Here is an 11,977-nt window from a genome sequence, read left to right on the forward strand (position 1 = left end):
ACCGTGCCATTGATTCACAGCATGCCGCCATCCCTTCGCTGCTTGCGGTATCCGCAGTACACCATCACCTCATTAAAACGGGCCACCGCGGGGCCGTGGGCCTGGTTGTGGAAGGCGGCGACATTTGGGAAGTGCATCATTTTGCCTGCCTGCTTGCTTTCGGCGCAACCGCCATCAATCCTTACATGGCGCTGGCTTCCATCCGGACACTTAAAGAGCAACAGTTGCTGGATACGCCGCTCAGCTGGCCCCAGCTGTCCAAAAATTACGTCAAAGCGGTATGCGGCGGGCTACTTAAAATCTTTTCAAAGATGGGTATATCGACGCTGCAGTCGTATCATGGCGCGCAGATTTTCGAGGTACTCGGCATTAATAAGCAGGTAGTTGACACCTATTTCTGCGGGGCTGTGTCGCGCATTGGCGGACTGGACCTCGATGATATTGCCCGTGAGGTACTGAGCAAGCACCACCGTGGGTTTACCAGTTCGCGCAATAGCAAGGACTTGTTACCCGAGGGCGGTATTTATCAGTGGAAAAGACGGGGCGAGGCACACCTGTTCAATCCGCAGACGGTACACCTCCTGCAACAGGCATGCCGCACGGGCGACTACGACACCTATAAAAAATATGCTGCGTTAATCAATAACCAGCAGGAACGCATGTACACCCTGCGGGGATTGCTGGATTTTGCGAAACACCGCTCCGCCATCTCCATTGATGAGGTGGAACCCGCTGAAAACATCATGAAGCGGTTTGCTACCGGAGCCATGTCTTTCGGTTCCATTTCACACGAAGCCCATAGTACACTTGCCATTGCCATGAACCGCATCGGCGGCAAAAGCAATACCGGTGAGGGTGGCGAAGATGAAATCCGCTACCAGCGGCTTCCAAACGGTGATTCCATGCGTTCGGCCATCAAGCAGGTTGCGTCCGGACGTTTCGGGGTTACCTCCAATTACCTGACACAGGCAGATGAACTCCAGATTAAAATGGCACAGGGTGCTAAGCCCGGTGAGGGCGGTCAGCTGCCGGGACATAAAGTAGACGACTGGATTGCCCGTGTACGGCACTCGACGCCGGGTGTGGGCCTGATCTCTCCCCCGCCCCACCACGACATCTATTCCATCGAAGATCTCGCACAGCTGATCTTCGACCTGAAAAACGCCAACCGCGAAGCGCGGATCAATGTGAAACTGGTTTCAAAGGCAGGCGTGGGCACCATTGCCGCCGGGGTAGCGAAGGCACACGCCGACGTGATCCTGATTGCCGGTTACGACGGGGGGACGGGCGCATCGCCCATCAGTTCCATCAAACATGCGGGACTGCCCTGGGAACTCGGACTTGCCGAATCGCACCAGACACTGGTAAAAAACAAGCTGCGCAGCCGGGTGGTACTGCAAACCGACGGGCAGCTTAAAACAGGCCGCGACATTGCCATGGCTGCCCTGCTGGGCGCCGAGGAATGGGGTGTTGCCACCGCGGCGCTGGTAGCGGGCGGATGCATCATGATGCGGAAATGCCACCTGAATACTTGCCCGGTTGGGGTCGCCACCCAGGATCCGGAGCTCCGCAAGCTGTTTTCCGGCAAACCGGAACACATTGTGAACCTGTTTAAGTTTCTGGCAGAGGAACTCCGTGAAATCATGGCCGAACTCGGGTTCCGCACCATCAACGAGATGGTGGGCCGGGCGCAGTTCCTGAAAAAACGGGAGAACATCAGCCATTGGAAAGTAAACAAACTGGACCTCTCGGGTATTCTCTATGTGGCACCGAGTGCCGCCAACGAAACGCTCTACCAGACTGAGGCGCAGGACCACGGCATGGACATGATCCTGGATTGGGGTCTCCTGAAACAGGCCGCCGCCGCATTGGACAGCAAAACACCGGTATTCGGCACGTTCGAGGTTAAGAATACCGACCGTACCATTGGCACGCTGCTTTCCAATGAGGTATCCAAGCGTTATGGCAGCGAAGGGCTTCCCGACAATACCATCAACTATAAGTTCATGGGATCAGCTGGCCAGAGCTTCGGCGCATTTGCCACCAAAGGCCTGTCTTTTGAGCTGGAGGGTGAAGCAAACGATTATGTGGGAAAGGGATTATCCGGCGCGCAGCTGGCGATCTATCCCGCAGCCTCCAGTCCGCTGGTACCGCATGAAAACATCATCATCGGCAATGTCGCCCTCTACGGCGCCACTTCCGGAAACCTCTTTGTATGCGGCCAGGCCGGCGAACGGTTTGCCGTACGCAACTCAGGCGCCACAGCCGTGGTAGAGGGAGTAGGCGACCATGGATGCGAATACATGACCGGGGGGCGCGCGCTGATCCTCGGTGGAACGGGCCGCAACTTTGCGGCGGGAATGAGCGGGGGCATTGCATGGGTATACGACACCGAAGGCACTTTCAGGGACAATTGCAACACGGAAATGGTAGACCTCGATCCGCTGGAAACAACGGACGAAACCGAAATCACGGCATTGCTCAAGCGCCATATCCACTTGACAGGCAGTAAACGGGCCGCCTATATTCTCAAAAACTGGAAGAAGGAAAAGACTTGCTTTATCAAGGTATTCCCAAGGGAATACAAACATGCGCTGCGGTCAAAATTAGTTGAGGCATAAACGACATTTAGTAAGAAAAGATGGGAAAACCAACCGGATTTAAGGAGTTTGAACGGGTACTTCCAAAAAAGGACACCGTTGAAAAACGGAAAAAGAACTACAAAGAGTTTGTACAGGCGTACAGCGACGAGGAGCTGAACCATCAGGCTGCCAGGTGCATGAACTGCGGCATCCCCTTCTGCCACTCGGGCTGCCCATTGGGCAATGTGATCCCTGAATTCAATGATGCGGTATACGATGGTCGCTGGGAGGAAGCATACCGGATTCTGGTATCGACCAATAACTTCCCGGAATTTACGGGAAGGATATGCCCGGCACCCTGCGAATCGGCCTGTGTGCTCGGCATCAACAAACCGCCTGTAGCCATTGAGGAAATCGAGAAGCACATTATTGAAATCGCATTCAAAAAGGAATTCGTTAAAGCGCGCCCCATGCATCTAAAGACCGGCAAGCGTGTTGCGGTCATTGGCAGCGGGCCAGCGGGCCTTGCGGCGGCAGCGCAGCTGACCAAGGTAGGCCACGAGGTAACGGTATATGAACGGGACGACAAACCCGGTGGACTGCTGCGCTACGGTATTCCTGATTTTAAGCTGGATAAGTGGGTCATTGACCGCCGGATCAAACTGATGGAAGAGGAAGGTGTGGTGTTCCGTTGCAATGCTGAAGTAGGCAAAAATGTGCCGGCCAGCGAACTGCAGGATTACGATGCTGTGGTATTGGCAGGCGGATCGACCATTCCCCGCGACCTCCCCGTTCCGGGGCGGGAGTTAAATGGGGTGCACTTCGCCATGGAGTTCCTCAAACAGCAAAACAAACGGGTGGGTGAATCACCTGTTGACGAAGCGGACATTCTCGCCACCGGAAAAAACGTATTGGTTATCGGCGGCGGCGACACCGGTTCGGACTGCGTAGGTACCTCAAACCGCCACGGCGCCAAAACTGTCACGCAGTTTGAACTGATGCCACAACCTCCCAGGGAGCGCACCGAGGCTATGCCGTGGCCCAACTACCCGATGCTGCTGAAGACCACAACGTCACATGAAGAAGGCTGCGAACGGTTCTGGGGCATCGCTACCAAGGAATTTGTTGGCGACGGACAGGGAAACTTAAAAGGCGTTCGCATCGTCGACCTGTCTTGGGAGCACGATGCGCTGGGCCGGCCGGTCAGGTTTAAGGAAGTAGCGGAGTCGGAGCGGGAAATTCCCTGTGAGCTGGTGCTGCTGGCCATGGGATTCCTTCATCCACAGCACGAAGGGCTGTTGCAGCAACTTGGTGTGGAGCTGGACGAGCGCGGGAACGTACGGGCACAGGAAGGGGTTTACCAGACGTCGGCAGACCGTATTTTCGTAGCCGGCGATATGCGCCGCGGCCAGTCACTCGTCGTATGGGCGATCTCAGAAGGCCGGGAATGTGCACGTAAGGTAGACGAATACCTGATGGGGTATTCCGAACTGGAAAGCAAGGATGCTGTGTTTAGTTATGCATAACCTGCCTACTGTTTAACGTATTGTATTATTGTGTGTACCTGCCGGGGCGGAATCCGCTCCGGCATTTTTTTATGTTATTCAGTTTAGCGATCACTTAGGTGCCTTATGCAGCAGGTACATGGCAAGCAGGCCGAAAATAACGTTGGGGATAAAAACCGCAACCAAAGGCGGAAGTCCGCCCTTAAGGGAAAACATCGTCGAAAACTGGATAAACACGATGTAGGTAAAGCTCAGGCCAATCCCGATCCCCAGGCTGAGGCCGATCCCGCCTCTCACCTTCTTGGAGGACAACGCTACACCCATCAAGGTCAGCACGTAAGCTGCCAGTGGATTAACAAAACGTTTATATTTTTCGAGCAGCAGGTCGACCATCATCCCTGTCCCCCGGGTCTTCTCCTTTTCAATGCGGTCGTTCAGTTCCGTCATGTTCATCGCGGTGAAGATGTTGTCGTAAACCTCAAAATCCCGGGGATGCATGTCCAATATGGTATCTTTGGACCGTCCCTTGATCATTTCTTCATGCAGGTTGTCTATTAAGCGCACCGTGTAGTTCTCGATGCGCCAGCGGCTCTGCACGGAATCCCACATGATACGGTCGGCCATCAGTTTCTCCGTCAGCTCCTCCCCCTTGAATTTCTCGAGCACAAAATTGTAACCGATTTTGCGGTTGTTATCGAAATTATCAATATAGACGTAACTGTTGCTATCGATCTGCATGTGCGTCGAGCTTTTGGTATTATTCTCCACCGGCTTAACATAAATCCGCTCAAAGCCTACTTTCAGTTTATTGGTCCGGGGGATAATATATACATTGAACGCGTAGTTAAGCAGACAGATCACCGTCGCTGCCATCATATACGGACGGACAAACCGGTTGAAGCTCATGCCGCCGCTCAGGATTGGTACAATCTCCGTCTGATCGGCCATCTTGGCCGTAAAAAAAATCACTGCGATGAAGTTAATCAGCGGCGACAGCATGTTGATATAGAAGGGGATAAACCCGGCGTAGTATTCAAAAATAATCTTGGAGAGCGGCGCCTTGTTTTTCATGAAATCATCCAGCCGCTCGGAAATATCAAAAATAACCGCCACGACCACGAAGATGGCAATGGTGAACACGAAGGTGCTCAGGTACTTTTTGATGATGTATTTATCGATGAGTTTCATCCGGGTCTCTTGTTTAGCGATTACCGTACCGCGGCCGTTATATTTTTTCGCCTAATTGCCGGACCATCCGGTTCTTCCATTCGTAAAAATCGCCAGCGGCAATCCGTTCCCGCGCTTCGTTAACCAGCCAAAGGTAGAAATGCAGGTTATGCAACGATGCAATCTGCGCGCCGAGAATTTCCTGCGAACGGATCAGGTGCCGTAAATAAGCCTTGCTGTACGCCCGGTCGGCCCACAGGTCGCTTTCCGCATCAATGGGTGAAAAATCCGATTCCCATTTTTTATTCTTGATGTTAATGACGCCCTGCCGCGTAAAGAGCATGCCATTACGGGCATTACGTGTAGGCATTACGCAATCGAACATGTCGATTCCGAGGGCAATATTCTCCAGCAGGTTCACCGGGGTACCCACACCCATTAAATAACGGGGTTTATCTTCGGGTAGTATGTCACAGACAATCTCGGTCATTGCATACATTTCCTCGGCCGGTTCCCCTACCGAAAGCCCTCCTATGGCATTTCCGTCACGGCCGAAACTGGCAATGGTTTCGGCAGACTGCCGGCGCAGGTCTTTATATACCGACCCCTGCACGATCGGGAACAGGGTCTGTTCATAGCCGTATAGCGGCTCGGTACTGTCAAATCGGGCACAGCACCGGCTGAGCCAGCGGTGGGTCATCGCCATCGAGTGTTTGGCATACTTATATTCACAGGGGTAAGGCGTGCATTCATCAAAAGCCATCACGATATCCGCGCCAATGACCCGCTGGGTGTCCATCACATTCTCGGGGGTAAACAGGTGTTTGGAGCCGTCTATATGCGAGCGGAAGGTTACCCCTTCTTCCCTGATTTTGCGCACCTCGGTCAACGAATACACCTGATATCCACCGCTGTCGGTCAGCAACGGCCTGTCCCAGCCATTGAAGCGGTGCAATCCGCCCGCCGCCTGCAATACCTCCAGTCCGGGGCGCAGGTAAAGATGGTAGGTATTACCCAGGATGATCTGCGCATTAATGTCGCCTGCCAGTTCGCGCTGATGGACGGCCTTTACCGTCCCCGCCGTTCCCACGGGCATGAAAATGGGGGTTTGGATGGTCCCGTGTGCGGTTTCAATACTTCCTGTACGTGCTTTGGATTGTTTGTCCTTTGCCTGGAGGGTAAATTTCATGCTGTTCAATGTTGCGCAAAAATAGCTAAATTGCTGCTGATATCCAACTTACGGACGGGCAGGCATATAAACACGGGCTGCTGCTTAAAATTCAAAATTAACCTATTATCTTTGGCAACCTATGGATGTATTCAACCAAATAGACAGCCTGCTCCCCTTATTACTGCTTGGGATATTCGGACTTCTGCTGCTCATCCAACTGTATTTCCTGCTGTTCGTATACCGTAAACTGGCCGCATACAAAGTGCCGTCGGAGACAACCAATGCCGCGGAACTTCCATTGTCTGTCGTTATCTGCGCACGGAACGAAGAGGAAAACCTGCGGCAGAACCTGCCGAAAGTGCTCAACCAGGATTATCCGCAGTTCGAAGTGATCCTGGTGAACGATTTTTCGGAGGACGAAAGCAAATGGCTGCTGAAAGACCTCGCCACCCAATACCCAAACCTGAAAGTGGTGGAAATTGCCGAGCATGTCCGCCTGAAGCATGGTAAGAAATTTGCCGTTACGCTGGGTATTAAAGGCGCCCGGTACGAGCACATCGTATTTACAGACGCCGATTGCGTGCCCGAATCAGACCAATGGCTGCGGCATATGGCGCAGGCTTTCACCGGTGGTGAGGAAATAGTGCTTGGCTACTCACCCTACGCCAAAGGGCGGGGAATACTGAATGCGCTCATCCGTTTCGAAACGTTCCACACGGCAATGAGTTACCTCGCGTATGCCCTTAAAGGGAAGGCTTACATGGGTGTCGGCCGCAACATGGCCTATACTAAAAGTCTTTTTTTCCGGGGCAAGGGTTTTGCGGCACACATGCACATCCCCTCGGGTGACGACGATTTGTTTGTCAACCAGAATGCGACACCTCATAATACGGTTATCTGTATTCATCCGGAAGCGCACGTTTGGAGTGCTCCGAAAACTACCTTCGCAGCATACTATCGTCAGAAGACGCGGCATGCCGGCGCCTCAAAAGCATATAAACCTACTCACAGGCGCATGCTGGCCACGCAGTTAACTAGTGCCTTTTTGTTTTATGCTACGGCAATTGCATTGTTATTGGCGTTTCCGAAATATTGGCCCATTGTGCTGGGCGGATACCTGCTGCGGCTGTTGCTTCAATTGCTTATTTATTTCCCGGTTATGCGGAAGTTACAGGTAAAGGGCTTGATTTGGGCGCTTCCTTTGCTTGACTTCTGCTATTACATGTATATTTGTATAAATGGTTTTTTTGCACTATTCAGAAAAGAAGTAAGGTGGAAGTAGATTTTGAATCCGCATTTGTACTCGATCCGGGCGTTGACATGATTTACCGGTATTTTCCCGGCTTAACCGATAAGCAGCGGAAACAGTTCCGACTGCTCGGTGATTTATATCCTTACTGGAACCATCAGATCAACGTTGTGTCCCGAAAAGACATTAGCCGGTTATACCTGCACCACGTGCTCCACGCACTGGGTATAGCCAAGTTTACTGGCTTCGTGCCGGGCACCCGCATACTGGATGTGGGGACGGGTGGCGGATTTCCGGGGATTCCGCTGGCCATCCTGTTTCCGGAGGTACAGTTTCACCTGGTGGATTCCATCCGCAAAAAAATCAAGGTGGTTCGTGAAGTTGCCGCCGCCGCGGACCTGGATAATGTCATAGCCGACCATATCCGCGCCGAAGAACTCGATGACAAATACGATTTTGTTGTTTCGCGTGCCGTAACCCGGCTGGCCGAATTTTATCCCTGGGTACGCAATAAATTCCTGAAAAAGGATTGCAACGCGCTTCCGAATGGCACGCTCTATTTAAAGGGAGGTGATCTGCGTGAGGAAATTGCAGAAGCGCGGCTACAGGCAGAAATCCACCCGCTCTCTGCTTATTTTACCGAGGACTTTTTCACCACCAAGCACATTGTCTATATCCAGGCGTAGTAACGCTTACCGACTTAGCAAAGGCAACAGACGTACCGTTACCAACAGCTGTCCGAGATGACGCTGTGTGTGTTCTGCCGCATGAAAGAGTAGCCCCAGCTGGGTGGTGGGTATCCGCTTCCTGCCCAGGTACCGGATATCGGTTAATGTAGCCTCGTCTGTCTGTCTTAACTGCTGTATTGCGGTATCGACCCGACTGCCGAGGGCTGTTACCAACACAGCAGAGCTTAATAACGGGTCCGGTGCGCCCTCCGTCCGGAGACCATTCAGTTGCTCCACCGAAAGCGCTTTATCCGCCGCATAAGTAAACAATCGTTCGGTTACGCCAGCCATGTGCTGCAGATGGAAACCCACGGAGGCCATTCCTCCCGGCTTTTCCCATAACAATCGGTCGTCAAATCCCAGCAAGTAGCGGTTTACTTCTTCTTTTACCTGCAATAATGCATGGGCTACCGGCTGCAGGAGCGGTGGTACGCCTGCGATTGAGCCTCGCATCCAGACTTCGGGCTGTGGGTCATTGTTCATATGGTACGGTTACTGATGTTACCAAAGTTACGTTTTTTGGGGCCATAATACCGCAGGACAACGACGAAACCTGATTGTAGTCGGTTTATAGACATCAAAAAAAAACTTGTAGTCACTCCGTATACGGCCGGTGCTTGGTCGTTGGCCGGTGCTGCGCGTACCTTTGGAAAGCGGTATGGCCGTCGTCGCCATGACATCAGCTATCCCCTATTTATGTACCACGTAAATCACATGACCATGAGCAAGCCAACATCTGTATTACCCTACCTGGAAATTATTGAATGGGTCGAACACCGGCCTGATCTGATGATGTGGAAAATTCCCGATGGTGACAAGGAAATAAAAAACGGCGCCAAGCTCATCGTCCGGGAAAGCCAGGTGGCTATGTTGCTGAACGAGGGAAAAATAGCGGATGTTTTCCAGGCCGGCACACACACGCTGAACACGCAGAATATTCCCGTGCTGTCTCGACTGAAAGGATGGAAATACGGTTTCGAAAGTCCTTTTAAGGCCGACGTCTATTTCTTTTCGGTCAAGCAGTTTACGAACCTCCGTTGGGGAACACCATCACCGGTTATGATGCGCGACCCGCAGTTTGGACAGGTACGCGTACGGGCATTCGGGACCTACAATGTCCGTATCCGCGATTTTTCCAGGTTCTTTACCGAGTATGCTGGTACGTTCCCACAGCTCACCAGTGCCGAATTTGAGCAGCAACTGCGTAATTTTATTGCGCCCAGATTCGGCGAGGCACTGGCGCTTTCAAGCATTTCCGTACTGGACGTCGCCGGAAATTTATCCGCGCTGAACAGTCGCATCCAGCCGCTGATACAACCCTATTTTGATGACCTCGGTGTGGAAATCACGCAATTTACCATTTCCGGCACAAGCCTGCCCGACGAAGTGAGTCGCTATTACGACAAGGTAACAGGCATGAATATGGTCAGTGATCCGGATCGTTTTCAAAAATTCAACACGGCGATTGCCACCAGCAGTGAACACCACCCCGTACAGGGCGGCGCACAGCAAGGGGTAGCGCTGGGCATGCTGTTCAATCAAATGAACCAGGCACCGCAGCAACCGACAGCCTCGCCGGCTACCGGTACGGCCTCGCAGGACATCGAGACCATTGCCGCGCGGCTAAAAGCACTGAAGGCGCTTTTTGAACAGCACCTCATTGACGAGGCTGAATATAAAGAAAAAAAGGCCGCACTGATTGAGGCACTTTAACTCCGCAGACACATGGAAAACAAAAAGACACCGTCGTTGATTGCACGTCTCAGGCGCCAGGCCAGGGAACAGGCACGGACGCCTTTAACGGCGGAGCACGCGCAGACCCAAACCGTAACCTGTCCCAATTGTGGGGCCGGACGGGCAAAACCAGACGGATTAACGCACTGCGCCTATTGCGGTCATTTATTTACGGAGCACCGCATGACCGACGGCATCCATATCAAACATCATGACAACTCCAACAACAATAATAATGGCTCTTTTCAGTAACAAAAACAGTAATCGCTCAACGGATACTCCCCCTGCCGGCGTTGTAAACCGGCTCCGGGTATTCCTGGATAAATTAACGGCGAAAGCGGACGAATTATACCGGGAAACGCAGGAAAATGCACAGGCGGTAGCCGATGAGGATGCCGACCCTTATAAACGCGGTTTTCATCAATTCAAGGCCGGCGTTATCGGACAGTTTCAGTCCCTACTGCGAAAAGCAGACCATATCTACCAAACCGAAGTGCTGCCTAAAGCAGGGCTCTTTGAGCAAACGGAAGCTTCCCTGTTGTTCTCCCGCTGGCACAGCAACGTACTGCAACAGCTGACAACCGCATTTGACGGTGTCCAGCTCCGTGACCTCGAAAAAGAGTACCGCGAAATTATGGACGATTACAACCGGGTAAAAGAGCGGTTCCATTGTCAGCAATGTGGCGGAAAACTGGAAATCAATGCATTATATTACATTTCCACGTATGTGGAATGTGCTCACTGTAAAACACAGAACACATTTCACCCAGGCACAAAAACACGCTTACTGGAACTCATTTGCCGTGATCTTGCGGAACTCCGTCACCGCGGCCTCCGGGAAGCCTACCGGGCCGAACGTGAAGCGAAAGGAGCGAAAGCTGCGTTGGACAGCTACACCCGCTACCTACGGGCGGTATTTGATGAAATGAGCCGTATCCAGCCCGGCATGGAAGCGGAGCATGAAAAATTTTACCGGCGGCTCATAACGGACTACCAACGGTTTGAATACCTACAGGACATTTAATATTAACTTTTAAAACTCTTTGCTATGTTTAAAAAAATGTTTAAAAACCTGACGGACAACCTGATGAATCAAAAGAACGAAGCGGGTGAACACGGGGAATCTTTTGTCGACCAGATCAAAAACGCGATGGCCGGGCAGGTTGTCCAGCATCATTTTGATGCCGGTGCAGCGTCCGTGGGGATGACTACCATGAATACGGCCAAGGAAGATCCGAATGATCCGCTGCTGCAGCCGATACATGGCGTCAGCATTGCCGATTATGCGGCCGGGATGCTTAAAATAGGTGAAGGTGTTTCCGCTGATCAAATCGCGGCAGCATTGGGTGTGGAAGGTCCCATGTGGGATGAAGCCCGGACATTATGGGAAAGCCGTATGAAAGAAGACGGTTCATTCAATGTGATCAACGTATACACGAAATATTACGGAGAGGCGAAGACACATGAAAAACTGGGCAACCTGGTGTCCGACCAGCCGGCCACGTCCAACATACCCGCTGCAGAGTCCAATGCTAATCTGCAGAAAGCGACAGACGACAAATACTTCTTCTTCGAATTGCAGGGCGCGTTGCAGGCGGCCTATGACAATGGCATGGATGGCGCACAATGGCTTGTAGACACCTATGGTTTTAACGTTAGTCAGCTAAATTCCGCAGGTGTAAAATGGATGAGTAACATGGGCGTTATGATGCAGATGATTGACCATCAGGACAAAAAGCAAAAGGAATACAGCGAAAAATTTGCCAGGGACTTAGGCGGAAATATTGCAGACGACGTGGAATTTTAATATCGCCTTCATCGGATAGATTACCACACCAAGG

General features: G+C 52.2%; 11 protein-coding genes. 8 read left to right on the plus strand and 3 right to left on the minus strand.

What is annotated here, in order from left to right; translation table 11 throughout:
* Positions 1-2,621: glutamate synthase large subunit (gene gltB / locus ABWO75_RS06145; protein ID WP_353183630.1), on the plus strand; the 2,621-nt coding region annotated here is incomplete at its 5' end.
* Positions 2,622-2,641: 20 nt separating this feature from the next.
* The gene (locus ABWO75_RS06150; protein WP_353183632.1) at positions 2,642-4,108 is read left to right on the plus strand and encodes a glutamate synthase subunit beta; all 1,467 of its coding nucleotides are present in this window, start codon (positions 2,642-2,644) and stop codon (positions 4,106-4,108) included.
* Positions 4,109-4,198: 90 nt separating this feature from the next.
* On the opposite strand, the gene ABWO75_RS06155 is transcribed toward ABWO75_RS06150, so the two are convergent.
* Together ABWO75_RS06155 and tgt are read right to left on the minus strand one after the other, a co-directional pair.
* Positions 4,199-5,275, minus strand: a complete 1,077-nt coding sequence (locus ABWO75_RS06155) for an LptF/LptG family permease (RefSeq protein WP_353183634.1) — start codon at positions 5,273-5,275, stop codon at positions 4,199-4,201.
* A 37-nt stretch (positions 5,276-5,312) separates the two neighbouring features.
* Positions 5,313-6,443 carry a tRNA guanosine(34) transglycosylase Tgt gene (gene tgt / locus ABWO75_RS06160; RefSeq protein ID WP_353183636.1) on the minus strand — a complete coding sequence of 377 codons (1,131 nt, stop codon included), beginning with the start codon at positions 6,441-6,443 and terminating at the stop codon, positions 5,313-5,315.
* A 121-nt stretch (positions 6,444-6,564) separates the two neighbouring features.
* Here tgt and ABWO75_RS06165 point away from each other — a divergent pair, with 121 nt between their 5' ends.
* Entirely contained in the window at positions 6,565-7,707 is a 1,143-nt protein-coding gene (locus ABWO75_RS06165) for a glycosyltransferase (protein WP_353183638.1), read from the plus strand.
* Between the two features lie 38 nt (positions 7,708-7,745).
* Complete coding sequence (rsmG, locus tag ABWO75_RS06170) at positions 7,746-8,360, plus strand: 16S rRNA (guanine(527)-N(7))-methyltransferase RsmG (protein WP_353183696.1); 615 nt, start codon at positions 7,746-7,748, stop codon at positions 8,358-8,360.
* 6 nt (positions 8,361-8,366) lie between these two features.
* Here the strand turns inward: rsmG and ABWO75_RS06175 are convergent, their stop codons facing one another.
* Positions 8,367-8,885: a DinB family protein gene (locus ABWO75_RS06175; protein WP_353183640.1), complete on the minus strand. Its 519-nt coding sequence runs from the start codon at positions 8,883-8,885 to the stop codon at positions 8,367-8,369.
* Positions 8,886-9,122: 237 nt separating this feature from the next.
* Between ABWO75_RS06175 and ABWO75_RS06180 the strand changes: the two genes are divergently transcribed.
* The 4 genes from ABWO75_RS06180 to ABWO75_RS06195 are packed head-to-tail and all read left to right on the plus strand — an operon-like array spanning position 9,123 to position 11,943.
* Entirely contained in the window at positions 9,123-10,115 is a 993-nt protein-coding gene (locus tag ABWO75_RS06180) for an SPFH domain-containing protein (RefSeq protein ID WP_353183642.1), read from the plus strand.
* Positions 10,116-10,127: 12 nt separating this feature from the next.
* Positions 10,128-10,388 (plus strand): hypothetical protein, encoded by a 261-nt coding sequence (locus ABWO75_RS06185; RefSeq protein ID WP_353183644.1) that lies wholly within the window; start codon positions 10,128-10,130, stop codon positions 10,386-10,388.
* Positions 10,372-11,160 (plus strand): hypothetical protein, encoded by a 789-nt coding sequence (locus tag ABWO75_RS06190; RefSeq protein WP_353183646.1) that lies wholly within the window; start codon positions 10,372-10,374, stop codon positions 11,158-11,160. Before ABWO75_RS06185 ends, ABWO75_RS06190 begins: the two co-directional genes overlap by 17 nt.
* Positions 11,161-11,184: 24 nt before the next feature.
* Entirely contained in the window at positions 11,185-11,943 is a 759-nt protein-coding gene (locus ABWO75_RS06195) for a DUF6620 family protein (protein ID WP_353183648.1), read from the plus strand.
* Positions 11,944-11,977 lie beyond the last annotated feature (34 nt).

Source organism: Parapedobacter lycopersici (genome assembly GCF_040395035.1).
Lineage (GTDB): Bacteria > Bacteroidota > Bacteroidia > Sphingobacteriales > Sphingobacteriaceae > Parapedobacter > Parapedobacter lycopersici_A.